The sequence below is a fragment of the Stenotrophomonas sp. CS3K5 genome, assembly GCF_059515225.1.
In genome coordinates this window covers 416610-440818 of sequence record NZ_JCAKRX010000001.1, presented here as the reverse complement: position 1 = coordinate 440818, position 24209 = coordinate 416610, and the positions used below count along the sequence as shown (strand labels likewise).

Here is a 24209-nt window from a genome sequence, read left to right as displayed (position 1 = left end):
CGACTCTACAAAGCATGCCGCTGTGTCCGCACCCCTGCTTGAACAACTGATCGATGCGCTGCGGGTGCTGCCTGGCGTTGGCCAGAAGACCGCCCAACGCATGGCCTACCACCTGCTCGAACGTGAGCGCGAAGGTGGACAGCGCCTGGCCGAAACGCTGGCGCTGGCGGTGGAACGCATTGGCCATTGCGCGCAGTGCCGCGACTTCAGCGAAACCGAGCTGTGCCCGACCTGCGCCAACAGCAGCCGTGAGCGCAGCCAGTTGTGCGTGGTCGAATCACCGGCTGACCGGCTGGCCATCGAGAACGCTACCGGCTTCCGCGGTGTGTACTTCGTGCTGCAGGGCAGGCTGTCGCCACTCGATGGTGTCGGGCCGCGCGAGCTGGGGCTGGAGCAGCTGGAGCAACGCCTGGCCGAAGGCGAGGTGCAGGAGTTGATCATCGCCACCAGTGCCACGGTCGAAGGCGAGGCGACGGCGCATTACCTGGCGCAGGTGGCACGGGCGCGCAAGGTGCAGCCGAGCCGCCTGGCCCAGGGGCTGCCACTGGGCGGTGAGCTGGAGTACGTCGACCGCGGCACGCTGTCGCACGCGTTCGGAACGCGCAGCGAGTTCCGCGATTGAGCGCAGGCCGGGCATTGCCCGGCGCGGGCGGCCTACAATGCGGATGACATCTCCGCCGAGGCCGACCATGAGCACCGAAACCCTCTTCAGCAAGATCATCCGCCGCGAGATCCCGGCCACCATCGTCTATGAGGATGATGAGGTGCTGGGCTTCAAGGACATCGCGCCGCAGGCACCGGTGCATGTGTTGTTCATTCCGAAGAACGAGATCATCCCGACCCTGGATGACCTGCAGCCGTCGCAGGCGCACCTGATCGGCAAGCTGGCGCTGGCTGCGGCCGAATATGCACGGCGCGAAGGCTTCGCGCAGGACGGCTACCGCGTCGTGATGAACTGCCGCGAGGACGCAGGGCAGACCGTGTTCCACATCCACATGCACCTGCTGGCCGGTGCGCCGCTGGGGCATTTCGGTGCGCCGGGGCGGTGATGCGCCCGGCATCCCTCCAGTAGATCCACGCCATGCGTGGATGAAAAAGACCGCCCGAAGGCGGCCTTTTCCGTCAAGCGTGGCGCGTGGCGATCACCACCAGCCCCAACGGCCGTAGCCGCCCCAGTACGGGCCATACGGGCCCGGGCCCCACGGCCCATAGGGATAGGGCACCACGTCGACCTGGCGCTGTTCCGGCCACAGGTAGATCACATCGGCCGACAGCTTCGGCAGGCGGTAGTCGTATTCGCCGATGCGGGTGTTCTGGTAGCCATCGATCTTGCCGATGAAGGTCACATCACGCCCGGCTTCGAACACGGCCGGATCGTAGAAGCCGGCGCGGCAGGCAATGAAGCGGCCATCGCTGGCATCGGAGGAGGAGGTGTTCGGGCGGCCACTGGCGTTGAGCGGGCGCGAGATCATCTGGAAGCAGGTCTCGCCCTGGCCGGGCTTGGTTTCAATGATGCGGCCACCCCACCGGACCGGCGTGCCGACCTGCTGGGTAGCGACCGAGTCGCGGGGGGAAACCAGGCTGAACTGTCCCTGCAGCGGCTTGGGGGCCGTGGCGCAGGCCGACAGGGCCAGCGTGGCCACAGCGGTGAGAAGGAACTTGGTGTTCATGGGGAGGCTCCGGAAGTCGGGCGATGCCTGCGCAGGTCCCGCAATAATGAAGCGAGGTCGGTGCAAGTTCCAGCGTAACGCGCGTCAGCGAAACGCTGGCTGAGTGCGAGCAGGGCCGGATCGGGCCGCGCGGCATGCACCCGCTGCGCCCAGTCGTGCGCGGTTTCGTGCGGCTCCCGGGCCAGCCCGAAGCGGGCGTAGCGATGGGCCAGGCGGTGCCAGGCGCGCAGCAGCGGGTCGCGCTCGCGTTCGCCCCGGGCCAGCAGCCAGGCCATCCAGGCCAGCGCCATCAACGCGGCGATCACAAAGCCGGCCAGCAGCTGGGCAGGCGCCAGATCGTCCAGGCCGAACGGCTTGAGCAGCTGCTGCTGGCGCTGGGCGTCGAAGGACAGCACCAGGTCGTTCCAGCCGCGGCGCAGCCAGTCGCCCACCTGGCCCAGTTGCAGCCAGCGCTGCTGCAGCGGGGTATCGGCGGCGGCCAGCAGGCGGTCATCGAGCGTATCGAGGATGCGCTCCGGCGCCACCGCAGCGGTCGGGTCGATGCGCACCCAGCCGCGCTGCGGCAGCCACACTTCGGCCCAGGCGTGCGCGTCCATCCGTCGCACCACCCAATAGTCGCCGATCGGGTTGCGGGTGCCACCGGCAAAGCCGGTCACCACGCGCGCGGGGATGCCGGCATTGCGCATCAGCACCACGAAAGAGGAGCTGAAGTGTTCACAGAAGCCGGCCTTCTGATCGAACAGGAACTCGTCCACCGGGTCGCGGCCGGCCGGCGGCGTATCCAGCGTGTAGGAGAAGTCGGTGCTGATCCATTGCAGTGCGCGGCGCACGAGGGCTTCATCGTCGGCGCCGGCCTGCTGCCGCCACTGCCGGGCCAAGGTCGCCGTGCGCGGGTTGAAGCCGGCAGGCAGCTGCAGGGTGGCGCGGCGCAGATAGGGCGACAGGCTGGCGTCGAAGCGCTGCACTGGCGCCGAGTGCAGGCGCCAACGGCTGAGGGAGGTGAGCGGGCGTTCGCTGCCCAGGCTCATGTCGGCATCGAGCTGGCTGCCGGCCGGTGCCTGGCTGGGCAGATCCAGCGCCACCAGCTGGCGGCGGTCGGTGGGCTCGTAGTCGATCTGGTAGTCCCATCCGCTGGCTGCGGCCTCCACCTGCGGCGCCGGTCGTCGCGCGCTGGCACGGTCCCGGGTCCAGCGCCGGCCATCGAAGGCGGTCAGTACCGGGCCACGCCAGTAACGCTGTGCCGGCTCCGGCGTCGCGCCGAAGAACTGCACGCGCAGTGCCGGTGTGTCATCGGACATCAGGTCCAGCCACTGGCCCGGCTCCATGCTGTCGGACAGCCCCGGCGTACTCACCGCGCGCTCGGGCACGCCCCAGAGCGGGGTGGCCAGCCGCGGGAACAGCCAGAAGCAGGCCAGTGCCAGCGGCAGGCCGATCGCCAGCAGGCGGCCGACGCCCCGCAGCTGGCCACGCAGCGGCAGGCGGCCGGCGTGGCCCTCATCCTGTGCCAGTCGTTGCAGTGCCAGCAGCGCGCTGACCCCGGCCAGCGCGGCCAGGGTGGTCGTCAGCGGTCCCTGGTCGAGCAGGAATGCGGCAAAGGGCGAGAACAGGGCGAATCCGAGCAGGCTGCGGGCATCGCGCAGGCTGCGCAGTTCACTGGATTTGATGGCCAGCATCGCCGCCAGCAGCGCACAGCCGGTATCGCGTCCGGGTCGCACCAGGCCCATCTGCCACACGATCGCCGCAAGCATGCCCAGCACCAGCAGCAGGCGCAGCGGCATCGGCAGCACGCGCCGCCACGACAGCGCGGCGGTCAGCAGGGCGGCCACGGCGATCAGCGTCGCCAGTACCGGCGGCAGCTGCAGCAGCAGCGGCAACAGGGCCAGCGCGGCACTGGCCAGCGTCGCGTTGCGTGTGGCGCGATCAAGTTCGATGGCGGTGTCAGTCATGGGGCATCAGGGCCAGTGCACGCAGGCACAGCTGATGGTGGCTGGCGCCCTGGCCGGGCCCGAAGGGCGGATGTGCCGGCAGCAGCAGCGTGTAGCGGCGTCCTTCGCGCTCGGCACTGTCGACCCAGCGTGCCAACCGCGCGATGCGTGCTTCGCCGCCCAGTGGCGCCAGCGTGTGCCAGTCCAGCACCACGTCGATGCCGATGGGCTTCTCATACTCACGCACCAGCAGGCTGTCACGCCGCGCCGAGTGCTTCCAGGAAATGCTGCGCGGCGCATCGCCGGTGCGGTAGGCGCGCAGCTGGTGCAGTTCTTCACCGCTGGCGTGGGCGCGGGAGTGCAGCGGGTCGTTGCCACTTTCGGGTAGCGCCGGCGCCATCGCTTCGGCCAGCGGATGAACCAGCAGCGGTTGTTCCGGCCACACCCATGACCACGCCCGCACCAGCCCCAGCGGCTGGGTGGTGGACAGGCGGATGCGCGGCAGTTCCAGCCAGCCGCGTCGCTCGCTGGGCACATCCAGTTCCACCTCGCAGCGGCCGTGCGCCGGCAGCGATGCCCAGGCCTGGCTGTCGCCCAGTTGCAGATGCAGCCCATGCCGTGCGCGCGGATCACGCAGCGACAGGTCCACCCGCAGGCGCAACGGCTGGCCCGCCGGCACCGGTTCGGCGGCGATCGCATCGACCTGCACACCGGACAGTTGCAGGTGCGCGGCGATGGCGCTGGCGATGGCCGCAGCGGCCAACAGCAGCGCCAGCAGCAGGGCCGGGTTGTTGTTGTAGTTCAATGCGCCCAGCAGCATCGCTGCCAACACACCGGCGACGAACAGGCCGAAGCGGGTGGGCAGCACATAGATGCGATGGCGGTCCAGCCGCTGCGGCAGGGCTTCGGGACTGCGTGGTCGGGCCAGCAGCTGGAGGCGTGCCCAACGCGAGGCCATGTTCAATCCACCGCGACGGTCTGCAGGATCGCCCGCGCCATGGCCGGTCCCGAACTGGATTCGGCCTCGGCAACCAGCCGATGCCCGGCCACCGCCACGAACAGGGTCTGCACATCCTCGGGGACCACGTGGTTGCGGCCGAGCAGCAGCGCGTGCGCCCGGGCCGCGCGCAGCAGCGCCAGGCCGGCGCGCGGCGACAGGCCCACGCGTACGCCGGCGTGCTGTCGGCTGCGGGTCAGCAGTGCCTGCACGTAGTCGATCAGCGCGTCGCTGGCATGCACCTGGCCGACCGCCTCGCGCAGCGCACGCACCTGACGGTCATCCAGCTTCGGCACCGCACGCGCGATCAGGTCGCGACGATCGGTACCCCGCAGCAGTTCGCGTTCGGCCTGTGCGCTGGGATAGCCCATCGCCAGCCGCAGCAGGAAACGGTCCAGCTGCGAGTCCGGCAACGGGAACGTGCCGGACAGATCAACCGGGTTCTGGGTGGCGATCACGAAGAACGGGTCGGGCAGCGGATGGGTCTGTCCGTCCAGCGTGACCTGCTGTTCGGCCATGGCCTCCAGCAGGGCGCTCTGAGTGCGTGGCGGAGCGCGGTTGATCTCGTCGGCCAGCAGCACATGGGTGAACACCGGGCCGGGATGGAACTGGAACTGGCGACTGCCGGCCTCGTACACCGATACGCCGAGCACGTCGGCCGGCAGCAGATCGGAGGTGAACTGCACGCGCTGGAAGCCCAGGCCCAGGCTGCTGGCCAGCGCGTGCGCCAGTGTGGTCTTGCCCAGTCCGGGCAGATCCTCGATGAGCAGGTGGCCGCCGGAGAGCAGGGCGACAAAGGCCAGCCTGACTTCCGGCACCTTGCCCAGCACCAGTGCGTTCACCTGATCCTGTGCCTCCCGCAGGGCCTGGCGCAGTTGATCGGTTAGCATGCTGGGATTGGGGGACGAAGCTGGCATGATCGTCTCACGTCTGGAATCCATCGATTATCCATAGAGCAATGCAAGGCGAACAGCGCGCACGGACGATATTTCTCTGGTTATGGACGCTGGTCACAGCGGCCAAGCTGGTGGTGGCTGCGCGCCTGCCGCTTTTTGTCGATGAAGCGTTCTATTGGCAGGAAGGCCAGCACCTGGCCGCCGCCTATTCCGATCTGCCCGGCTTGACCGCATGGCTGGCGCGGCTGGGCGCGGAGATCGGTGGCGGGCACGTGCTCGGATTGCGGCTGCCGTTCCTGGCCATCGGCGCGTTGCTGCCGCTGCTGGTGGTACGCATTGCGACGCGCTGGTTCGGTAACGTCGCCGGCTGGCAGGCCGGCAGCCTGACCTTGTTGATGCCGCTGTCGGCCACGCTGGGCCTGCTGGCGGTGCCGGATGTACCGATGGCGCTGGCGGCGGTGATCTGCCTGAGTGCCGGCGCACGCCTGCTGCACAATGTGGAGGCGTCCTCGGCGATGAAGCTGGCACTGGGCCTGCTGATCGGTGCGCTCAGCCACTACCGTTTCATCGGTGTCATCGGCGTTGGCTTCATCGCCTTGCTGGCGCTGCCGCAGGGCCGGCGCATGCTGGCCGATCCGCGAGTCTGGGTGGCACTGGCGGTGGGCGTGCTGGCGTGGCTGCCGCTGCTGGCGTGGAATGCGGACAACCACGATGCCGGCCTGAAGTTCCAGGTGGTCGAGCGCCATCCCTGGGCCTTCGAGTGGAACGGGCTGTGGTTCCTGGTGATCCAGCCGATGCTGGTGACGCCGATCCTGTGCATCGCGATGTGGAAGGTGGCGCTGGCCGGTACCCGCAGCGGTGGCGGTGCGCGCGTGCAGTGGCGTTACTTCGGCTTGGTCGGCGGCGTGTCGACGCTGGGCATCTTCGTGCTCGGCTTCTTCACCGATGTCGAACGGATCAGCTTCCACTGGCCGCTGCCGGGCTACCTGGCACTGCTGGTGGCGGTGCCGGTGGTGCTCAATGGCTGGCCGCGTTGGCTGCGCCGTGCCGGGTGGTGGCTGGCCGCGGCCGGCGCGGTGCTGGCCTTCGGTTACTACCTGATGGCGTCGACCCCGGCGCTGCGCGAGCAGCTGGCCGGCAGCAAGTATTACCCGCGCAACTTCGCCGGTTGGCAGCCGCTGGCAGTGGCGGTGCGCGATGAACTGCGGCAGATGCCGCAGGGCACGCGCATCCTGGCGGGCAACTTCAAGGTGGGCGCCGAACTGGGCTTCCAGCTGCGTACCGGTGACATCGAGGTGCTGCCGCATCCGCTCAACGACAAGCACGGGCGGACCGCGCAGCTGGCGCAGTGGAACCTGCTGCACGATGGCCAGCGTGGTGCGCCGATGCTGCTGGTGCTGTCACCCAGCGATCAGCGCTATCGCGATCTGCTGGCGCGCTACCACGCCATCTGCGAGCAGGTGGGGCCGTTGCCTGCGCCGCGTGTGGTCAGCAGCGATCATGGATTCCAGCGCTTCCTGTTGTTCCGCCTGCCCGCGCAGCGCGCGCCGGGCCCCTGCGTCACCCCGGCCATGGCGTGGCTGGATTCGCCGGCCAACGGCCAGCGGGTGTCCGGCACGCTGGCGATCAAGGGGTGGGCGTTCAAGGATGGTGTCGGGCTGGAGCGCGTGGAGATCCTGGTCGATGGCCGCCGCATCGGCGATGCGCGCTATGGACGCGTGTTCGACGTGCGTCACACCTGGCCGGACAGCACCGATCCGCAACATCCGGCGGTGGGTTTCGATTCGACGCTGGATACCACCACGCTCGAACCCGGCCGGCATTGGCTGGGCCTGCGCCTGCACGGGCGTGATGGCAGCGTTGAAGAATGGCAGGAGCAGCCGTTCGAGGTTCGCTGAGGCGCCCGCTTCTGTAGGGTCGAGCTTGCTCGACTGCGCTTGTTGCAGAGGCCGAAGAAGCAGTCGAGCAAGCTCGACGCTACGGCACCGCGAACCCGGCCTTGCGCAGCAACCGGCACAGCGCGATCAGCGGCAGGCCGATCAGCGCGCTCGGGTCGCGGTTGTCGATTGCCTCGAACAGGCTGATGCCCAGACCTTCGCATTTGAAGCTGCCGGCGCAGTCCAGCGGTTGTTCAGCGGCCACATAGCGGGCGATCTCCGCCCGTTCCAGCGTGCGGAAGCGCACCTCGGTCATGTCGAGCGCGGCCAGTGATTCTCCGCCACGGGTGAGACTGATGGCGGTATGGAAGCGCACCGTCTGCCCGGACATCGCCGCCAGCTGCGCGCAGGCCGCCTCGGCCGTCCCAGGCTTGCCCAGCGGCTGTCCGTTCAGGTCCGCCACCTGGTCCGAGCCGATCACCCAAGCGCCGGGATGGCGGGCGGCCACCTCGGCGGCCTTGGCGGCGGCCAGGCGCACGGCAAGGACCTGCGGTGCCTCACCGCGCAGGGGGCTCTCGTCCACCTCCGGGCGTGCGCAGTCAAAGGGCAGCCCCAGCCGTTGCAGCAGCTCGCGGCGGTAGCGGGACGTGGAGGCCAGGACCAGTGACATGCGACAATACCGGGGCAGGGCGGGGCAGTCTGGCCCGTCGCTGGCGCCCGCAGCAAGACCCTGTATGGCGGGCATTTGACAGCCGCAGCCCCGATCCTTAGTATTCAGCGGCTTATGTCCGCGAACGTGCCCGAAACGCTGGATGCCTGGCGGATGGTTGTAGCGCGAAGGCGCTTCGACGGCCAGGTCTCCCTGGCTGAATTGACCCGCCTGCAGGGGTTGGTCGCCGATACCGACGGCGAGTGTGTCTACTCGCTTGAATTCGGTCGCGACGACGTCTTGCGGGTATCCTATGTGGAACTGACCATCGATACCGCGCTGCCGCTGATCTGTCAGCGCAGCATGCAGCGATTCCTGTTGCCGGTGAAGGTGACTCAGAGGCTTGGCCTGATCCGCGACGAGGACGAGGAATCGTCCCTGCCGGAGGAATACGAGGCGTTGCTGGTGCCGGAAGATGGCCAGCTGAAGCCGCTGGATCTGGTCGAGGACGAATTGGTGCTGGCGGTGCCGGTGGTACCGCTGTCGCCCGACGGTGAAGCAGTCGACAAGGACTGGGCACCGAGCGAAGAAGAAACGAAGAAGGCCAACCCGTTTGCGGCGTTGGCGGCATTGAAGAAACAATAGCAGCCGGTTGTCGTCGGCGGCTGCGGCGAAAGCGAAAAGTGTGCTGGGCGCTGGCGTCCTGTGCGACGAAACGACGAAGCAAAACGAACCGAGTTTGGAGCAATCCCATGGCTGTCCAGAAATCCCGTGTTACCCCGTCCCGTCGCGGCCAGCGCCGTTCGCATGACGCCCTGAGCGCCAAGCAGCTGTCGACCGACCCGACCACCGGCGAAGTGCATCTGCGTCACCACATCACTGCTGACGGTTTCTACCGCGGCAAGAAGGTCATCCAGACCAAGACCTCGGCCGTCGAAGAAGATTGATGTGCCGGGAAGGCCGCTGCCTCCGGGCAGCGGCCTTTGCCTTCTTTCCCGGGCGTGCCGGTGATCGGCGGCCCGCGCAACAGGAAACATGATGAGCAAGCGGATCTACTCGAGGATCGCGGGCACCGGTAGCTATTTGCCGGAAAAAGTCCTGACCAACGCCGACCTGGAAAAAATGGTCGAAACCTCGGATGAGTGGATCCAGTCGCGCACCGGAATTCGTGAACGGCACATCGCGGCCGAAGGCGAAACCACCAGCGATCTCGGCTACCAGGCCGCGCTGCGCGCACTTGAAGCGGCCGGCATCGACGCTTCGCAGCTCGACATGATCGTGGTCGGCACGACCACGCCTGACCTCATTTTCCCCTCCACCGCGTGCCTGATCCAGGCCAAGCTCGGTGTTGCGGGGTGCCCTGCCTTTGACGTCAACGCGGCCTGCTCGGGCTTCGTGTTCGCGTTGGGCGTGGCCGACAAGTTCATCCGTTCCGGCGACTGCAAGCATGTGCTGGTGATCGGCACCGAAACGCTGACCCGCATGGTCGACTGGAACGATCGCACCACCTGCGTGCTGTTCGGCGATGGCGCTGGCGCCGTCGTGCTCAAGGCCGACGAAGAGACCGGCATCCTCAGCACCCACCTGCATGCCGATGGCAGCAAGAAGGAACTGCTGTGGAACCCGGTGGGCGTCTCGACCGGCTTCAAGGGCGGCGCCAATGGCGGTGGCACCATCAACATGAAGGGCAACGACGTGTTCAAGTACGCCGTCAAGGCGCTGGACTCGGTCGTGGACGAAACCCTGGCCGCCAATGGCCTGGACAAATCCGACCTGGATTGGCTGATTCCGCACCAGGCCAACCTGCGCATCATCGAAGCCACGGCCAAACGCCTGGACATGTCGATGGAGCAGGTGGTGGTGACCGTCGACAAGCACGGCAACACCTCGTCCGGTTCGGTGCCGCTGGCACTGGACGCGGCAGTGCGCTCGGGCAAAGTCGAGCGTGGCCAGCTGCTGCTGCTGGAAGCCTTCGGTGGCGGCTTCACGTGGGGTTCGGCCCTGCTGCGCTATTGATAGTGCGAGTTACGACAACGTGAAGTCTGTCGTTACGGCCCCTCTGGGGCCGTAACGCGTTTAGGAGGTCCTGTCATGGTTGAGCCCATCGTCATTGAAGGGCAGCGCGCCTGGCTGAAGCAGTACGGCAAGGGAAGCCGCGCACTGGCCCTGGGCCTGCTCAATGTCATCGCCCGCCGTTTTCATCTCGATGCCCTGCGCCCGCCGCCGCACCGGGGCGGCGATGCCGCGCGCGAAACCGAGGCCCGTCGCTTGGCTGAGCTGCAGGCGCAGGGTGTGAACGTGCCCGGTGTGCTGGGCAGCGGCCATGCCGCGCTGGTGATCGGCGACAACGGCAGCTCGTTCAATACCTGCCTGCGCGAGGCCGACGACGCACAGCGCGACCGCCTGGTGATGGCCGCGATGCAGTCCCTCGCCGAGGCACACGCGCGCGGCGCCTACTTCGGCCAGCCGCTGCCGCGCAATCTGACCTGGGATGGGGAAAAGGTCGGTTTCATCGACTTCGAGGAAGATCCGCTGGAAGTGATGGATCTGGCCGAAGCGCAGGCCCGTGACTGGCTGATGTTCGGCTACGGCGTGGCCAAGTACTACGCCGACCGCCCCGAGCAGCTGCAGGCGATGATGGCCGAGGCGATGGGCGCGGTTCAGGCGCCGGTGCGTGAGCACGTTCACGCCGTCAGTGGCCGCCTGCGCAGCCTGGCCCGGGTCTGCATGAAGCTGGGCCGTTCAGCGCGCGCGCTGGCCCATTCGATCTTCATCACCCATGGCGCCAGTACCGCTGGCGTGCTGATGCTGGTTGGGCTGTGCGTGGACTTCCTCGCCGACGGCGATCTGGACGTGCTGCAGCTGTTCTGCTGATGGATGATAGGGGTCAGATCCCTTTTCCTGCGGAAAAGGGATCTGACCCGGTTGCGCTTGCCCGGCCGCGCTCCATACGCCTGCATACGCGCACGTACAGACGACACAGCGGATTCGCCCTTATCATGGCCCGCTTCGATTGCAGCAAGCGGATGACCGCGTGACCGTATCCACCCTCGCTTTTGTCTTCCCCGGCCAGGGCTCGCAGTCTGTGGGCATGGTGGCCGAGCTGGCCGAACTGCACCCGCAGGTGCGTGAAGCCTTCACCGAGGCATCCGACGGTGCCGGTGTCGACCTGTGGGCGCTGTCCCAGGGCGGCCCGGAGGAAATGCTCAACCGTACCGAATACACCCAGCCGGCCCTGCTGGCCGCAAGCATCGGCGTGTGGCGTGCCTGGAACGCCGTCGGCGGTCCGCGTCCGTCGGTGCTGGCCGGCCACAGCCTGGGTGAGTACACCGCCCTTGTCGCTTCCGGCGCGCTGAGCCTGCACGACGGCGCCCACCTGGTGCGCCTGCGCGGCCAGCTGATGCAGGAAGCCGCGCCGGCCGGTGTCGGCGCCATGGCCGCCGTGCTCGGTGCCGAAGACCAGCTGGTGCTGGACGTCTGCGCCGAAGCGGCAGGCAGCCAGGTGGTGGTGCCGGCCAACTTCAATTCGCCGGGCCAGATCGTGATCGGTGGCGACGCCGAGGCGGTCGACCGCGCGCTGGCGCTGCTGGCCGAAAAGGGCGTGCGCAAGGCGGTCAAGCTGGCCGTCAGCGTGCCCTCGCACACCCCGCTGATGCGCGAAGCCGCCAACCGCCTGGCCGAAGTGATGGCGGGGCTGTCCTGGCAGGCGCCGCAGCTGCCGGTGGTACAGAACGTCGATGCCAAGGTGCATGACGGCGTCGATGCCATCCGAACCGCGCTGGTGCAGCAGCTGTACCAGCCGGTGCAGTGGACCGGTTGCGTGCAGTCGCTGGCCGCCCGTGGCATCACCCAGGTTGCCGAGTGCGGCCCGGGCAAGGTGCTGACCGGCCTGGTCAAGCGCATCGACAAGGCCATCGACGGCCGTTCGCTGGCCACGCCGGGCGACTTCGAAGCCGCCCGCGAGGCATGGTCGGCCTGACCTTCCCTGTTCCTGCCGACCGTACCGGTGGCCGCTGCACGCGGTCCGGGTGCGGCGGCCGCTCCCGCCTGAGGAAAACATCATGAGCAAGCCCCTGCAGGGTGAAATCGCACTGGTCACCGGTGCCAGCCGTGGCATTGGTGCCGCCATCGCCGATCTGCTGGCCGCCCAGGGCGCCACCGTCATCGGCACCGCCACCACCGAATCCGGCGCCGCCGCGATCGGTGAGCGCCTGGCCGCCCACGGCGGTCACGGCCGCGCGCTGAACGTCACCGACGCTGCCGCACTGGACAGCGTGCTCGATGGCATCGCCAAGGAATTCGGCCCGATCTCGATCCTCGTCAACAATGCAGGCATCACCCGCGACAACCTGCTGATGCGCATGAAGGACGAGGACTGGGCGTCGATCATCGACACCAACCTGACCAGCGTGTTCCGCACCAGCAAGGCGGTCATGCGCGGCATGATGAAGGCGCGCAAGGGCCGCATCATCAACATCGCATCGGTGGTGGGCGTGACCGGCAATGCCGGCCAGGCCAACTACGCCGCGGCCAAGGCCGGCATCATCGGCTTCAGCAAGTCGCTGGCCAAGGAAATCGGTTCGCGCGGTGTCACCGTCAATGTGGTCGCTCCCGGCTTCATCGACACCGACATGACCAAGGCGTTGCCGGAAGAGGCGCGTACCGCGCTGATCAACGACATCGCCCTCGAACGCCTGGGTTCGCCCGAAGACATCGCCCATGCGGTGGCCTTCCTGGCCAGCCCGGCTGCCGGTTACATCACCGGCGAAACCCTCCATGTGAACGGTGGCATGTACATGCCGTAAGCAAGGGGCGCAGGGATTGCGCCGCAAGTGGTTGATCTGCTGAGGTTTTTGCTGCGATGCAAGGCCGCGCCGGTTTCCACTACACTATCCCACGGCCATCGCCTTTGATGGCGACCACTTTTGAACCACAACTCCATCTGGAGCGAGATCCCATGAGCACCATCGAAGAACGCGTCAAGAAAATCGTCGTCGAACAGCTTGGCGTCAAGGAAGAAGAAGTCACCAACAGCGCATCGTTCGTCGATGACCTGGGCGCTGACTCGCTGGACACCGTCGAGCTGGTGATGGCCCTGGAAGAAGAATTCGAGTGCGAGATCCCGGACGAAGAAGCCGAGAAGATCAGCACCGTGCAGGCCGCCATCGACTACATCAAGGCCCACGTCAAGGCCTGATGTCAGACGGCAGTGCGCGCGCGGGTCTCCGCTCGCCGCGCACCGCATCCCATGGGGCCGCAGTTGCGGCCCCGTGTGTTTGAGCATCACACCGAAGCAAACCGTGTTACCCGATTGAACCTTCGGGTCAGGAGAATCAGCAATGAAGCGTCGCGTCGTCGTAACCGGCCTGGGTATCGTCTCGCCGTTGGGCAATGATCTGGCCAGCAGCTGGGAAGGCATCACCCACGGTCGTTCGGGCATCGGTCCGCTGACCAACGTTGCCGATGCCTACCTGGACCGGTTCACCACCAAGATTGCAGGTGAGGTCAAGGGTTTTGACATCACCGCCGACAACGAACTGTTCGGCAAGTACCGGGTCAGCGGCAAGGATGCCAAGAAGATGGACCCGTTCATCCATTACGGCCTTGGTGCCTCGTTCATGGCCCTGCACGACTCGGGCCTGGAAATCACCGAAGCCAATGCCGAGCGCATCGGCGCCATCGTCGGCGCCGGCATCGGCGGCCTGCTCGGTATCGAAGAGCAGACCATCGAGTTCCACGAGGGCAAGAAGATCTCGCCCTTCTACGTACCCAAGACCATCATCAACATGCTGCCGGGCCAGCTGAGCATCATCAGCGGCCTGAAGGGCCCGTCGTTCTCGGCGGTGTCGGCATGCGCGACCTCGAACCATTCGATCGGTACCGCGATGCGCATGATCCAGTACGGCGATGCCGACGTGATGGTGGTCGGTGGTGCCGAGCGTGGCTCCTCGCCGACCGCACTGGGCGGCTTCTGCGCGATGAAGGCGATGAGCACCCGCAACGACGCTCCGGAACAGGCCTCGCGCCCGTGGGACAAGGACCGTGACGGCTTCGTGCTGGGCGACGGCGCCGGCATCCTGATCCTGGAAGAGTACGAGCACGCCAAGGCACGCGGCGCGAAGATCTATTGCGAACTGGCCGGTTTCGGCGCCAGCTCCGACGCGTACCACATGACCGCCCCGAGCGAGAACGGCGAAGGCGCCGCGCGCTGCATGGTGATGGCCATGAAGGACGCCGGCGTGACCCCGGAACAGGTCGGTTACCTCAACGCGCACGGTACCTCCACGCCGCTGGGCGACCTCGGCGAAACGATGGCGATGAAGACCGCCTTCGGCGACCACGCCTACAAGATGATGGTCAGCTCCACCAAGTCGATGACCGGCCACCTGCTGGGCGCGGCCGGCGGCGTGGAAGCGATCTTCTCGGTGATGGCGCTGCAGGACAACGTCATTCCGCCGACCATCAACCTGCAGCAGCCGGGCGAAGGCTGTGACCTGGACTACGTGCCCAACGAAGCACGCCAAGCCAAGGTGGACGTGGTGATGTCCAATGGCTTCGGCTTCGGCGGCACCAACGGCACGCTGATCTTCAAGCGCGTCTGACAGGTGTTGCGACGTCGAGCCATGCTCGACTCTACATGTGAAGAGGCCGCCGCAAGGCGGCTTCCGTGCATCTGAACCCCCGAACTGGCCGCCATGACCCACGCACCGCTGATCCACCCGCTACCGCACCCGATCGACCTGCTGGCCCTGCAGCAGCACGACCCGGCGCGTTTCCCGCTGCTGATGGAATCCACCGCCTCGGGCACCGCCCAGGGGCGCTGGAGCCTGCTGCTGGCCGCGCAGGGCGATGGCCTGCGGCTGGATGCCGATGGCCAGGTGCGCGACCTGCACGACGTAGTGCAGCCCGGCACGTTCCTGCAGGCACTGGACCGTGCCTGGCAGCATGAGCGCCTGCCGCATGATGGCAGTCACAGCCTGCCGTTCCGTGGCGGCTGGGCGCTGATGCTGGATTACGAAGTGGCCAGCCAGATCGAGCCGGTGCTGCCGGCGCGTGCGCGCGAGGACGGCCGCTCGACCGCGCTGGCGCTGCGCTGCCCGGCAGCGGTGCTGCACGACCATCACAACGATGCCAGCTTCGTCATCGCCGAAGCCGGCGAGCAGGCGCTGCTGGACGCGCTGGTGGCACTGGCTTCGACCGCGCTGCCCGAAGCCGGGCAGGGCTGGCAGCCGCCGCAGGCGGTCGGCGAAGACGCGCCACAGCGCTTCACCGATGGCGTGCGCCGGGTGATCGACTACCTGCGCGCCGGCGACGTGTTCCAGGTGAATCTGTCGCGGCGCTGGAGCGCGCAGTTCGCCGCGCCGGTCAGCCCGCAGGCGCTGTACGCGCAGCTGCGTCGTGCCAACCCGGCGCCGTTTGCCGGCCTGTTCAGCGCACACGGCCGCCACGTGGTCAGCTCCTCGCCGGAGCGGCTGGTCTCCGTGCATGCCGGGCATGCGCAGACCCGGCCGATTGCCGGCACGCGGCCGCGCTTCGAAGGCGATGATGATGCCGCGCGCATCCAGGAGCTGGTCGGCCACCCCAAGGAGCGTGCCGAGCACGTGATGCTGATCGACCTGGAGCGCAATGATCTGGGCCGCATCTGCCAGCCTGGCACCGTGGTGGTCGATGAGCTGATGACCGTGGAGAGCTACGCGCATGTGCACCACATCGTCAGCAACGTCAGCGGCCACCTGCGCCCGGAGGTCACCCCCGGCGAGGTGATTGCCGCCACCTTCCCGGGCGGCACCATCACCGGCTGCCCGAAGGTGCGCTGCATGCAGATCATCAGCGAGCTGGAACAGGTGCCGCGCGGGGCCTACACCGGCGCGTTCGGTTGGCTGAACCGCGATGGCGACCTGGACCTGAACATCCTGATCCGCACTGCCGAAGTGGATGGCCATGAGGTGAGCTTCCGCACCGGTGCCGGCATCGTGGTGGATTCGGACCCGGACAAGGAACTGGACGAGACCCGCGCCAAGGCCCGCGGCCTGCTGCGCGCGCTGGGCCAGCAGGGGTAGTGCCGGCCGCTGGCCGGCAACCCCATGCACCCACGATCCGCGCGATTGCCGGCCAGCGGCCGGCACTACCGGTATCGGTCGGTGTCATTGTTGTGGTGGGTGCCGACCGTTGGTCGGCACGGGCACAGGCCCCGGTCATGACCCCACACCATCGGCACGGTATCCTGCACGACGGAATCGAGTTCAGAGGTAGTCCATGGCGGGAGCCAAGCGCGGGTGTCTGTTCGTGGTAACGCTGGTGGTGGTGCTGGCCGCCGTCGTGGCCGGTGCGGGCGCGTGGTTCTTCTACCAGCAGACCCGCTTCGCCGACGCCCCGATCACCCCCTCTGCCGAGAGTGTGGTCATCGCCAGCGGTGATGGCATGAACAGCGTGCTGCGCAAGCTGCGCGAGGCCGGCGTGGATGAAGGCCAGGACACCCAGTGGCAGCTGCTGGCGCGCCAGCTCGATGCCGCCGGCAAGCTGAAGGTGGGCGAGTACGCGCTCAGTGGCGAGCTGACCCCGCGCGAGCTGCTGCTGCGCATGCGCGCCGGCAAGGTGCTGCAGCACCGCCTCACCATCATCGAGGGCTGGAACATCCGCCAGGTGCGTGCCGCGCTCAAGCGCGCCGAACCGCTGGTGCACACCACCGACAGCCTGGATGACGCCGCACTGATGCAGCGTCTCGGTTTCGGTGGCCAGCATCCGGAAGGCCGCTTCCTGCCGGAGACCTACGTCTATCAGCGTGGTGACAGCGATCTGGACGTGCTAAAGCGCGCCCATGCCGCGATGGAAAAGGCGCTGGATGAAGCCTGGGAAAGCCGCGCGCCGGACCTGCCGATCAACACGCCCTACGAACTGCTGACGATGGCGTCGATCATCGAGAAGGAAACCGCGCTGGCCAGCGAGCGCCCGCAGATTGCCGGGGTGTTCATGCGTCGCCTGAAGATCGGCATGCGCCTGCAGACCGACCCGACGGTGATCTACGGCATCGGCGCTGCGTACGACGGCAATATCCGCCGCCGTGACCTGACCACCGATACGCCCTACAACACCTATACCCGTGCCGGGCTGACCCCGACCCCGATCGCCATGCCCAGCCGCGATGCGCTGATGGCGGCCGCGCAGCCCGCTGCGGGCGATGCGCTGTACTTCGTCGCCGTCGGCGATGGCAGTGGCGCGCACGTGTTCTCGCCCAGCCTGGACCAGCACAACGCCGCAGTGGCCCGCTACCTGCAGCAGCTGCGCCAGCAACGTACCCAGGAGACCCCGGCGCAATGAGTCCCGCGCTGCTTCGCCACCCACGTTTCGTCAGCCTGGAAGGCGGCGAGGGCGCGGGCAAGACCACCGCCATCAATGCCATCCGTGACTGCCTGCGCAGCCACGGCCACGAAGTGGTGCTGACCCGTGAGCCCGGCGGTACGCCGCTGGCCGAGCGCATCCGCGGCCTGGTGCTGAAGCCCGATGCCGAGATCGCCGCCGAGCCGCTCAGCGCCGAAGCCGAACTGCTGCTGGTGTTCGCCGCGCGCGCGCAGCATGTGCGCCAGGTGATCCAGCCGGCGCTGCAGCGCGGTGCCTATGTGTTGAGTGATCGCTTCACCGATTCCAGCTATGCCTACCAGGGCGGCGGCCGTGGCCTCGACCCGCAGTGGATTGCTGATCTGGAGCGCCGTGCGGTCGGCCTGCTGCCGGGGCTGACCCTGCTGCTGGATGTGGACGTGGCCGTCGGCCGCGCGCGCGCCAACGAGCGCGACCTGTGGCCGGACCGCATCGAAAGCGAACAGGATGATTTCTTCCAGCGCGTGCGCGAAGTGTTCCGCAGCCGCGCGCAGCAGGACCCGCAGCGCTTCGCGCTGATCGACGCCGGCCAGGTGCAGGAACGCGTGGCCGCCGATGTGGTCGCGCAGGTCGAGCGCTGGCTGCGCGACGGGGAGGGCGCATGAGCACGTTTTCGCCGTGGCAGCAGCGCGCCTTCGACCAGACCGTGGCGGCACTCGATGCCGATCGTCTCGGTCACGGCCTGCTGATCTGCGGCCCGGCCGGGCTGGGCAAGCGCGAGGTGGCGCTGGCGCTGGCCGACCACGTGCTGGCCCGTGGCGACGCTGCACACGCCACACGCACGCGCCAGCTGATCGCGGCGGGTACGCATCCGGACCTGCAGCTGGTCAGCTTCATTCCCAACAAGAGCGGCGACAAGCTGCGCACCGAGATCGTGATCGAACAGGTGCGCGAGATCACCGACACGCTGGCGCTGACCCCGCAGTACGGCGTGGCACAGGTGGTGATCGTCGACCCGGCCGATGCGATCAACCGCTCGGCCGCCAATGCACTGCTGAAGACCCTGGAAGAGCCGCAGCCCGGCCGTTATCTGTGGCTGATCAGCAGCGACCCGGCACGCCTGCCGCAGACCATCCGCAGCCGCTGCCAGCGCCTGGAGTTCAAGCTGCCGCCGCAGCACGAAGCGCTGGCCTGGCTGCAGCAGCAGGGCCACAGCGAGGCGTCGGCGCGTGAAGCGCTGGAGGCCGCGCGCGGCCATCCCGGCCAGGCCGACAACTGGCTGCGCGAAGACGGCCTGAGCCTGCGCCGCGAGGTCGGCCGCGAGCTGGAACAGCTGGCCACCGGCAAGACCGGCGCGGTGGAGCTGGCGCAGAAGTGGTGCGGCGATGACAATGCGGCGCTGCGCCTGCGCTTTGCAGCCGACCTGGCGCTGGCCCAGGCCAGCACCGATGCCTTGACCACGCCGGAGCGATTGCACAAGCTTGCAGCCTGGTTCGATGCGGCCAACCGCACCCGCGACCTGCTGCGCACCACGGTGCGTGCAGACCTTGCCGTGGTCGAGTTGCTGCTGGCCTGGAACAAGGTGAACGAGCGGCCTGCCGCAAGGGGAAATCGATGAGTGCCAGCAACGCCCGCCAGGGCATCCTGTCCCTGGCTGTGAAGGACAAAGCCGCGCTGTACAGCGCGTACATGCCGTTCGTGAAGAATGGCGGCATCTTCGTGCCCACGCCCAAGCGCTACTTCCTGGGCGACGAGGTGTTCCTGCTGCTGACCCTGCCCGATTCCAGCGAGCGCCTGCCGGTGGCCGGCAAGGTGATCTGGGTGACCCCGGCCGGCGCGCAGGGCAACCGCACCGCCGGTATCGGCGTGCAGCTGGCCGATGGCGCTGAAGGCGAGGGCGTGCGGCACAAGATCGAGACCCTGCTTGCGGGCCTGACCAGCTCGGACAAGCCGACGCATACGATGTGATTCCGGTAGCGCCGGGCCATGCCAGGCGGCGACCTCGAAACCCCCGTGAACACGAATGTGAAAAACTGTTGACGGCCTCTGAAAAGCCCCTATAATGAGCGGCTCAGCAACACACCGGGCGGTTAGCTCAGCGGTAGAGCATTGCCTTCACACGGCAAGGGTCACAGGTTCGATCCCTGTACCGCCCACCATGTTGCAGAACGAAAGAAGCCTCCAGCAATGGGGGCTTTTTTGTTGCCTGCGATCCAGCAGATCAGCCGAATGCGCGCACCGCCTCAACCGTGTTCCTCCAGCAGTTCCCGCGCAATCATCGCCGTAGCATCCAACAGGTCGTGGCCGCCTCCGGCCTGCACCACCACCACCAACAGACTACGGCCCACCTCGGCATTGCCGCTGATCAGCTCCATCTCGCCCTCAAAGCACAGGTCGGCCAACCATTCATGGGCCTGCTGCAGCCCACGCTTGCGGACGCGGCGGAACTCCGCGAGCAGCTTCGCCTGCCCGGCCTCCTGCTCACCGTCGGCCAGCAGGCCGACGGCACCGCCGTGCGCCGCGCGCCAGATGGCTGGCAGCGGGCGACCGTTCGCGTCCACCACGTCCGCCGAAAATTCCGCGCAGTACATCTCATAGCGTTTGCCCGCCGTACTGCAGGGCACGATGCCGGCCTCGGCGAGCAGGCGTTCGGCTTCATCCAGTTTGCTGAACTTCAAGCGCAGCAGCGCTGCGCGGCTCAGCTGCTGTGCCAGCGCCTGCTGGTTGGCGGCAAACCAGACGTTCCAGCCTACGCTTGCGCGGCCTTCCAGAGCGGCCTTGAAGTACTCCAGGTGTTCGGCGTCCATTGCGGCCTCCTGCGTTCCCTGCGCGATTGTAGCGGGAGCATATCCGGGGGGATCAGGCGTCACCGCCGGAGAGGCAGTGATGCGCCTCGCGCACCAGTTGTCGCGCGGCCACGATCAGTCCATCAGTGTGGAAGGCGCCCAACTGCTGGTCCGGGCCACCCTCGGCGCGCGCTCGATCGCCCGCCTGCAGCAGATCGAGCAATGCACTGAGCCCGGACAGCGAGCGGCGGAGCGAGGCGTGATTGCTGGCGCAAAGGGTGAGGCTGCTGCACGGTTGTCCGTCATCGCCGTCGGCATGGTTGATGGCATTGAGGCAAGTGAAGAAGGCAGGCGACTGCACGGGCAGATTCTGTTCGTGCAGGGCGCATTCGATCTCGCGCGCGAGGTCCTCGGGCACTTCGGCGGCGATGTCGCCGATCAAGGCGTGCAGGCGGGGATGGACAGCGGTGCGGTTGGTCATGGCGAAACCCTCACTGGCGTGGAGCCACCTTCCAGAGCGAAGGTGGCGGACGGTGCGGGTTGGCGTACCAAGGCAAACAAGCTTCAAGGGAGAAGAACGCCTGGCGGATCCTGCGATCCCCACGCACCGTCCGCCATTGACGGCAGTCGGTGCATTCTCTCAGCTGCGATTGATTTCGCAGGCCTTGAAGCTTGTTCGTTTATTCGAGACGCCAATCCCGACCAAGGCACTTTGCCTCGGCGGGGCCATCATCGAACTGCCCTGACTGACAAGTCAGTAAGGAAAGTTGCATTGAAACGGCGACAACGCAGGCAGTTCCAGTTCTGTGAGCCAATGCCGCCCTCGCGTGTGCGCAGCGGCAAGCCGGACAGTGCTGATCTGCGAACGTGACGTGACTCGCTGACCCGGCAGGGGCAAAAGCGTCACCGTGCGGTGGTTCACCCTCCCGAAGGAGGGTGCAATGGGGTCACAAGTTGAACGTTGCTTTCTCCGCCATCAGGTGTGCAAACGATGCGTACCAATCGATATCAACACGGCTGTAGAGGTGCGCATCGCACTCATTCAGTGCTGTGGAGTGATGGGTGTCGAGCAGGATGAAGTCATCGCCCATCTGCGGCGTGCCGCTGACCTGTATGGCGCGGTCCAGGTGGTACTCGAATGCTTCCACAACCGGATCTACAACCAACTCTCGACGAATCTGCACGATCTCCTCGTTGTCCTGCCCGAACGGGCGGATCAACTCGACGGGCAACAGGATGTCGATGAAGCGTCCTGGCATCGCGAAGCCATTACTGACCTTCAGGAAATCGCGATAGCTCTTTGGCAATCTGACGCCAAGGCGATTTTCAGCATCAACGATGGCCTGTTCACTGGCGCCGGGTACGCCACACCAATCGAGGGTTCCGGTCAGCGCGCGCCGGGCGACGTCTGCCAGAGGGCTGTCCGGGTACTGCTCGGCGAACGGTTTCATGCCCATGTCGAAGTGAAATGCAGCAAGCCGTTCTTCCAATGTGGATAGGACTCGTTGATTGACCCCAGTAAGAAGATCGAGCCACTCATCTTCGCTGGCAGGCGCATCGGGAGGGTTCGTGGGTACGTTCATGGAATGATCCTCCAGGGGCAGGAGCAGGGTTCGCGGCGCGCGAACCGGTCATGTTCCCGACATGAATCGGCCGGACTTGGCATTCCTGCGGCGCTTGATCCGATCTTCATGCGTGCCATTGCAGGTACGCCAATGCGTTTTTCATCGCCGTATCCATCGCAAAGGGCTCCGATGGCCCGACATGCCCGAGCCTGAACATCCGCAGCTCGGTGTCTTCGTTCTCGGCGCGGTCATCCAGCAGGATGAAGTCCGACCTGTCGTTGGGCGGTCCGGAGATCTGCAGGGTGCTCTCAAGCCGGCCTTCCAGCAGATCGGGGACTTCATTCTGCAGACCGTCCAGCATCGTTTTCCAGAATGCGGCCACGTCCGGATAGTTCACACTGAGCGGCTGCACCAGCTCGATCGGAAGGTAGGAAGAAATGGCGCTGCCCGGGAGCAGGAAGCCGTTGGACACTTCAAGAAAGCGCCGATAATCGATAGGGAGCTGTATGCCCAATCGATGTTCTGCCCGTTCAATCTGAGCGGGTGTTGCAGGTGGCAGTCCGAGCCAGTCGGCTTTGCGTGCCATTGCATCAGTGGCGAGTCTGGATATCGGATGCTGGTGATACTGATCGACCAACTGACTCAGTCCAAACCCAAACGGCGATGGATCGCTGTCATGTGGGATGGTTGCGAGGCAGGCCCGGTTGATCTCGCCGAGCAGTTCGTTCCATTCTTCGTGCGTCATGGCGTCATTCCTTGATGGATACCCAGAACGATTCGCCATCCAGGATCCTGGCGTGAGTGCAGTAAAAACCCTTGAGATGGCCGCCGACGCGCTTGTTGTCCGAGGCGTCGATGTACTTCACCGACACGACCTCCGCCGGGCTCTGTGCCGCGCCCTGCCTGGTTGCTGCGAAGGGATACTCATCGCAGTTCAGGCCGGGGGCCGCTGAGCCCGGGAATCGCTGCCGACACAGTTCAACCGATGCTGCTCGATTCTTCTCGATTTCCTTGGGGTCCGCCTGGCGCGTCAGTGCTGAGCCGCGCAGCGCCGGGTCGGGATTCCACCTTCCGGGATTGCCCGGCAGACTGTCCAGAGCGGCTTTGAGATGCCGGGCCGATTCATCAACCTCCGGATTGCTTGCCTGCAACTCGAAGACCGCGGGATATGCTGGAAATCGACAGCCAGCGTACTGTCGAGTGGCCAGCCTCTCGCACCGCAGTTCCGGCGCCGACATTTCGATCAGCGTCTGCTCCACGTTGAAGCGGTTCAGAATCAGCTGGGTGTTCTGGCTGGTGCGTCCATCCTCGGTATCCATGCCCAGCGTCACGGCGAAGTCATAGGTACCCTGTCCTCCGAGCCCGATCATCTGGAACTGCTGCTTTTCGGTACAGCTGCCGCAGTACAGGAAGGGCGCCATGGTCAGCCCCTTGGACGCCTCGCCCAGCACGTCCTGGATCACCACGCGCACACGATGCGTCCAGGTGGTGCCTGTGCGTGGAAGGTAGGCGTAGTCATACATCGTGACGTCCGAATACTCCTCAGCGCCGATGTCGGTGTTGTAGGACACGTAGCGCGCGGTTCGCTTGACGCAGTAGTGCCGGCGCGACCCTGCCGCCTCCTCCTCGTCCTTGTCGGTGGCGTCCTTGCAGAGCTCCTCGAACGAAGGCTCTTCATTGCGCATGTCCGCTTCGTACCGATCAAGTTCGGCGAAGGACATGGTGGCGATCATCTGCGCGTCGTTGGGGCAGTCATCTTCCTGTTGCGCGTGTGCGGTGAACGCGCACAGCGTCGCGGCCAGGGCCAGTGGCGTCAGTTTCATCGGGGTCTCCTTGGGTTGGACAGGTGACCGGCAGAAGTGCCGGTGCCCCTTGATGCGCCTGCCCACAGGAGGAGGAGGGTAGGAACACCCCGGCCGTTGGTCGGGGCGTGATGCCGAACACGGCCCGAATGTGGCGCCGATCACTGGTGTGTGAGTGGCCAGTCACATTGGCCCGTCCACCCCAGGCCCAACACGACAGCCGCGCAGCCCTTGCCGAGTGCCGCGCAGCGTGCTCCCATCGGCAGGGACACTTCGCCGCGCCTCTGGAGCCCCGCCATGCCGCTCGCCCGCATCGATCTTCGCAAAGGCAAATCCGCCGACTACCTGCAACGTGTCGGTGAAACCATCTACCAGGCCATGCGCGCGGTCGGCGTGCCGGAAAACGACCGCTTCCAGATCTTCCAGGAACACGCGCCCGGCACGCTGATCTACGATCCCGGCTACCTGGGCGTGGACCGCACCGACGACTTCATCTGCATCCAGATCACCTGGAACGAAGGGCGCACGCTGGAGCAGAAGAAGGCGTTGTACCTGGGCATTGCCGAGGGTCTGCATGCGGCAGTGGGCATCCGCCGTGAGGACGTGTTCATCAATCTGGTGGAAGTGAAGAAGGAAAACTGGTCGTTCGGTAATGGTGTGGCCCAGTACGTGAGTTGATGGGCGAGGTGCCCCCACGCATGGCGTGGATCTGCAGAGCGCTGGGGCA

Annotated in this window: 27 protein-coding genes and 1 tRNA gene; 18 read left to right on the top strand and 10 right to left on the bottom strand. The window is 66.6% G+C overall.

The annotated features are described in order from the left end of the window. The first annotated feature begins 22 nt into the window (after positions 1-22). A complete protein-coding gene (gene recR, locus AC5YGJ_RS02040) occupies positions 23-622 on the top strand; it encodes a recombination mediator RecR (RefSeq protein WP_249844867.1) in 600 nt (199 codons plus the stop codon). 67 nt (positions 623-689) lie between these two features. Then, entirely contained in the window at positions 690-1049 is a 360-nt protein-coding gene (locus AC5YGJ_RS02035; protein WP_496185572.1) for a histidine triad nucleotide-binding protein, read from the top strand. A gap of 93 nt (positions 1050-1142) precedes the next feature. Here AC5YGJ_RS02035 and AC5YGJ_RS02030 read toward each other — a convergent pair whose 3' ends face one another. The 4 genes from AC5YGJ_RS02030 to AC5YGJ_RS02015 are packed head-to-tail and all read right to left on the bottom strand — an operon-like array spanning position 1143 to position 5509. Beyond that, the gene (locus AC5YGJ_RS02030; protein WP_496185571.1) at positions 1143-1670 is read right to left on the bottom strand and encodes a Slp family lipoprotein; all 528 of its coding nucleotides are present in this window, start codon (positions 1668-1670) and stop codon (positions 1143-1145) included. Next, a complete protein-coding gene (locus tag AC5YGJ_RS02025) occupies positions 1667-3616 on the bottom strand; it encodes a transglutaminase TgpA family protein (RefSeq protein WP_496185570.1) in 1950 nt (649 codons plus the stop codon). The genes AC5YGJ_RS02030 and AC5YGJ_RS02025 overlap by 4 nt, the downstream gene beginning before the upstream one ends. Beyond that, on the bottom strand, positions 3609-4553 hold the full coding sequence (locus AC5YGJ_RS02020) for a DUF58 domain-containing protein (protein ID WP_496185569.1): 945 nt from the start codon (positions 4551-4553) through the stop codon (positions 3609-3611). The genes AC5YGJ_RS02025 and AC5YGJ_RS02020 overlap by 8 nt, the downstream gene beginning before the upstream one ends. Before the next feature lie 2 nt (positions 4554-4555). Further along, positions 4556-5509, bottom strand: coding sequence for an AAA family ATPase (locus AC5YGJ_RS02015; RefSeq protein WP_249844863.1), 954 nt, complete (start codon positions 5507-5509; stop codon positions 4556-4558). A gap of 41 nt (positions 5510-5550) precedes the next feature. Between AC5YGJ_RS02015 and AC5YGJ_RS02010 the strand changes: the two genes are divergently transcribed. Further along, positions 5551-7386: a glycosyltransferase family 39 protein gene (locus tag AC5YGJ_RS02010; protein ID WP_249844862.1), complete on the top strand. Its 1836-nt coding sequence runs from the start codon at positions 5551-5553 to the stop codon at positions 7384-7386. A 79-nt stretch (positions 7387-7465) separates the two neighbouring features. On the opposite strand, the gene AC5YGJ_RS02005 is transcribed toward AC5YGJ_RS02010, so the two are convergent. Continuing rightward, the gene (locus AC5YGJ_RS02005; protein WP_496185568.1) at positions 7466-8035 is read right to left on the bottom strand and encodes a Maf family protein; all 570 of its coding nucleotides are present in this window, start codon (positions 8033-8035) and stop codon (positions 7466-7468) included. A 114-nt stretch (positions 8036-8149) separates the two neighbouring features. On the opposite strand from AC5YGJ_RS02005, the gene AC5YGJ_RS02000 reads away from it, so the two are divergent. From AC5YGJ_RS02000 to AC5YGJ_RS01935, 14 genes are all read left to right on the top strand, one after another. Beyond that, the gene (locus tag AC5YGJ_RS02000) at positions 8150-8659 is read left to right on the top strand and encodes a YceD family protein (protein ID WP_107230026.1); all 510 of its coding nucleotides are present in this window, start codon (positions 8150-8152) and stop codon (positions 8657-8659) included. Between the two features lie 107 nt (positions 8660-8766). Continuing rightward, positions 8767-8961, top strand: coding sequence for a 50S ribosomal protein L32 (gene rpmF, locus AC5YGJ_RS01995; protein ID WP_005408308.1), 195 nt, complete (start codon positions 8767-8769; stop codon positions 8959-8961). A 91-nt stretch (positions 8962-9052) separates the two neighbouring features. After that, positions 9053-10030 carry a beta-ketoacyl-ACP synthase III gene (locus AC5YGJ_RS01990; RefSeq protein ID WP_107230027.1) on the top strand — a complete coding sequence of 326 codons (978 nt, stop codon included), beginning with the start codon at positions 9053-9055 and terminating at the stop codon, positions 10028-10030. 75 nt (positions 10031-10105) lie between these two features. Beyond that, positions 10106-10888, top strand: a complete 783-nt coding sequence (locus tag AC5YGJ_RS01985; protein WP_496185567.1) for a BUD32 family EKC/KEOPS complex subunit — start codon at positions 10106-10108, stop codon at positions 10886-10888. A gap of 160 nt (positions 10889-11048) precedes the next feature. Further along, positions 11049-11993 carry an ACP S-malonyltransferase gene (gene fabD, locus AC5YGJ_RS01980; protein ID WP_496185566.1) on the top strand — a complete coding sequence of 315 codons (945 nt, stop codon included), beginning with the start codon at positions 11049-11051 and terminating at the stop codon, positions 11991-11993. Between the two features lie 82 nt (positions 11994-12075). Beyond that, the gene (gene fabG / locus AC5YGJ_RS01975) at positions 12076-12819 is read left to right on the top strand and encodes a 3-oxoacyl-ACP reductase FabG (protein ID WP_005408312.1); all 744 of its coding nucleotides are present in this window, start codon (positions 12076-12078) and stop codon (positions 12817-12819) included. A gap of 152 nt (positions 12820-12971) precedes the next feature. Next, positions 12972-13211, top strand: a complete 240-nt coding sequence (acpP, locus tag AC5YGJ_RS01970; RefSeq protein WP_005415509.1) for an acyl carrier protein — start codon at positions 12972-12974, stop codon at positions 13209-13211. Between the two features lie 142 nt (positions 13212-13353). Beyond that, positions 13354-14616 (top strand): beta-ketoacyl-ACP synthase II, encoded by a 1263-nt coding sequence (gene fabF / locus AC5YGJ_RS01965; RefSeq protein WP_107230030.1) that lies wholly within the window; start codon positions 13354-13356, stop codon positions 14614-14616. A gap of 93 nt (positions 14617-14709) precedes the next feature. Continuing rightward, positions 14710-16074, top strand: a complete 1365-nt coding sequence (locus AC5YGJ_RS01960) for an aminodeoxychorismate synthase component I (RefSeq protein WP_409461018.1) — start codon at positions 14710-14712, stop codon at positions 16072-16074. 196 nt (positions 16075-16270) lie between these two features. Next, positions 16271-17332 carry an endolytic transglycosylase MltG gene (mltG, locus tag AC5YGJ_RS01955; RefSeq protein ID WP_249844856.1) on the top strand — a complete coding sequence of 354 codons (1062 nt, stop codon included), beginning with the start codon at positions 16271-16273 and terminating at the stop codon, positions 17330-17332. After that, the gene (tmk, locus tag AC5YGJ_RS01950; RefSeq protein WP_496185565.1) at positions 17329-17994 is read left to right on the top strand and encodes a dTMP kinase; all 666 of its coding nucleotides are present in this window, start codon (positions 17329-17331) and stop codon (positions 17992-17994) included. Before mltG ends, tmk begins: the two co-directional genes overlap by 4 nt. Then, the gene (locus AC5YGJ_RS01945; RefSeq protein WP_496185564.1) at positions 17991-18947 is read left to right on the top strand and encodes a DNA polymerase III subunit delta'; all 957 of its coding nucleotides are present in this window, start codon (positions 17991-17993) and stop codon (positions 18945-18947) included. Before tmk ends, AC5YGJ_RS01945 begins: the two co-directional genes overlap by 4 nt. Next, positions 18944-19297: a PilZ domain-containing protein gene (locus AC5YGJ_RS01940; RefSeq protein ID WP_004146965.1), complete on the top strand. Its 354-nt coding sequence runs from the start codon at positions 18944-18946 to the stop codon at positions 19295-19297. Before AC5YGJ_RS01945 ends, AC5YGJ_RS01940 begins: the two co-directional genes overlap by 4 nt. Positions 19298-19413: 116 nt before the next feature. Next, positions 19414-19488 (top strand) — tRNA-Val (locus AC5YGJ_RS01935). Between the two features lie 84 nt (positions 19489-19572). Here AC5YGJ_RS01935 and AC5YGJ_RS01930 read toward each other — a convergent pair. The 5 genes from AC5YGJ_RS01930 to AC5YGJ_RS01910 form a co-directional block, all read right to left on the bottom strand. Continuing rightward, positions 19573-20136 (bottom strand): hypothetical protein, encoded by a 564-nt coding sequence (locus AC5YGJ_RS01930; protein ID WP_496185563.1) that lies wholly within the window; start codon positions 20134-20136, stop codon positions 19573-19575. Between the two features lie 52 nt (positions 20137-20188). Beyond that, positions 20189-20596, bottom strand: coding sequence for a hypothetical protein (locus AC5YGJ_RS01925; protein ID WP_496185562.1), 408 nt, complete (start codon positions 20594-20596; stop codon positions 20189-20191). 466 nt (positions 20597-21062) lie between these two features. After that, positions 21063-21698, bottom strand: a complete 636-nt coding sequence (locus AC5YGJ_RS01920) for an SMI1/KNR4 family protein (RefSeq protein ID WP_496185561.1) — start codon at positions 21696-21698, stop codon at positions 21063-21065. Positions 21699-21804: 106 nt separating this feature from the next. Next, positions 21805-22425 (bottom strand): SMI1/KNR4 family protein, encoded by a 621-nt coding sequence (locus AC5YGJ_RS01915; protein ID WP_496185560.1) that lies wholly within the window; start codon positions 22423-22425, stop codon positions 21805-21807. Positions 22426-22429: 4 nt separating this feature from the next. Further along, positions 22430-23503 (bottom strand): NucA/NucB deoxyribonuclease domain-containing protein, encoded by a 1074-nt coding sequence (locus AC5YGJ_RS01910; RefSeq protein ID WP_496185559.1) that lies wholly within the window; start codon positions 23501-23503, stop codon positions 22430-22432. 276 nt (positions 23504-23779) lie between these two features. On the opposite strand from AC5YGJ_RS01910, the gene AC5YGJ_RS01905 reads away from it, so the two are divergent. Next, entirely contained in the window at positions 23780-24160 is a 381-nt protein-coding gene (locus tag AC5YGJ_RS01905; protein WP_180866944.1) for a tautomerase family protein, read from the top strand. The last annotated feature ends 49 nt before the right edge of the window (positions 24161-24209 follow it).

What these genes read in the sequence shown, in the direction of transcription:
- AC5YGJ_RS01915 (WP_496185560.1), bottom strand. Translation starts at nt 22,425, where the DNA reads ATGACGCACGAAGAATGGAACGAACTGCTCGGCGAGATCAACCGGGCC.
- AC5YGJ_RS02035 (WP_496185572.1), top strand. Translation starts at nt 690, where the DNA reads ATGAGCACCGAAACCCTCTTCAGCAAGATCATCCGCCGCGAGATCCCG.
- AC5YGJ_RS02010 (WP_249844862.1), top strand. Translation starts at nt 5,551, where the DNA reads ATGCAAGGCGAACAGCGCGCACGGACGATATTTCTCTGGTTATGGACG.
- AC5YGJ_RS01930 (WP_496185563.1), bottom strand. Translation starts at nt 20,136, where the DNA reads ATGGACGCCGAACACCTGGAGTACTTCAAGGCCGCTCTGGAAGGCCGC.
- rpmF (WP_005408308.1), top strand. Translation starts at nt 8,767, where the DNA reads ATGGCTGTCCAGAAATCCCGTGTTACCCCGTCCCGTCGCGGCCAGCGC.
- AC5YGJ_RS01990 (WP_107230027.1), top strand. Translation starts at nt 9,053, where the DNA reads ATGAGCAAGCGGATCTACTCGAGGATCGCGGGCACCGGTAGCTATTTG.
- fabF (WP_107230030.1), top strand. Translation starts at nt 13,354, where the DNA reads ATGAAGCGTCGCGTCGTCGTAACCGGCCTGGGTATCGTCTCGCCGTTG.
- tmk (WP_496185565.1), top strand. Translation starts at nt 17,329, where the DNA reads ATGAGTCCCGCGCTGCTTCGCCACCCACGTTTCGTCAGCCTGGAAGGC.
- AC5YGJ_RS02015 (WP_249844863.1), bottom strand. Translation starts at nt 5,509, where the DNA reads ATGCCAGCTTCGTCCCCCAATCCCAGCATGCTAACCGATCAACTGCGC.
- AC5YGJ_RS02020 (WP_496185569.1), bottom strand. Translation starts at nt 4,553, where the DNA reads ATGGCCTCGCGTTGGGCACGCCTCCAGCTGCTGGCCCGACCACGCAGT.
- mltG (WP_249844856.1), top strand. Translation starts at nt 16,271, where the DNA reads ATGGCGGGAGCCAAGCGCGGGTGTCTGTTCGTGGTAACGCTGGTGGTG.
- AC5YGJ_RS02030 (WP_496185571.1), bottom strand. Translation starts at nt 1,670, where the DNA reads ATGAACACCAAGTTCCTTCTCACCGCTGTGGCCACGCTGGCCCTGTCG.
- AC5YGJ_RS01985 (WP_496185567.1), top strand. Translation starts at nt 10,106, where the DNA reads ATGGTTGAGCCCATCGTCATTGAAGGGCAGCGCGCCTGGCTGAAGCAG.
- AC5YGJ_RS01925 (WP_496185562.1), bottom strand. Translation starts at nt 20,596, where the DNA reads ATGACCAACCGCACCGCTGTCCATCCCCGCCTGCACGCCTTGATCGGC.
- AC5YGJ_RS01960 (WP_409461018.1), top strand. Translation starts at nt 14,710, where the DNA reads ATGACCCACGCACCGCTGATCCACCCGCTACCGCACCCGATCGACCTG.
- AC5YGJ_RS02005 (WP_496185568.1), bottom strand. Translation starts at nt 8,035, where the DNA reads ATGTCACTGGTCCTGGCCTCCACGTCCCGCTACCGCCGCGAGCTGCTG.
- AC5YGJ_RS01945 (WP_496185564.1), top strand. Translation starts at nt 17,991, where the DNA reads ATGAGCACGTTTTCGCCGTGGCAGCAGCGCGCCTTCGACCAGACCGTG.
- AC5YGJ_RS02000 (WP_107230026.1), top strand. Translation starts at nt 8,150, where the DNA reads ATGTCCGCGAACGTGCCCGAAACGCTGGATGCCTGGCGGATGGTTGTA.
- AC5YGJ_RS01920 (WP_496185561.1), bottom strand. Translation starts at nt 21,698, where the DNA reads ATGAACGTACCCACGAACCCTCCCGATGCGCCTGCCAGCGAAGATGAG.
- fabG (WP_005408312.1), top strand. Translation starts at nt 12,076, where the DNA reads ATGAGCAAGCCCCTGCAGGGTGAAATCGCACTGGTCACCGGTGCCAGC.
- AC5YGJ_RS01940 (WP_004146965.1), top strand. Translation starts at nt 18,944, where the DNA reads ATGAGTGCCAGCAACGCCCGCCAGGGCATCCTGTCCCTGGCTGTGAAG.
- acpP (WP_005415509.1), top strand. Translation starts at nt 12,972, where the DNA reads ATGAGCACCATCGAAGAACGCGTCAAGAAAATCGTCGTCGAACAGCTT.
- AC5YGJ_RS01910 (WP_496185559.1), bottom strand. Translation starts at nt 23,503, where the DNA reads ATGAAACTGACGCCACTGGCCCTGGCCGCGACGCTGTGCGCGTTCACC.
- AC5YGJ_RS01905 (WP_180866944.1), top strand. Translation starts at nt 23,780, where the DNA reads ATGCCGCTCGCCCGCATCGATCTTCGCAAAGGCAAATCCGCCGACTAC.
- AC5YGJ_RS02025 (WP_496185570.1), bottom strand. Translation starts at nt 3,616, where the DNA reads ATGACTGACACCGCCATCGAACTTGATCGCGCCACACGCAACGCGACG.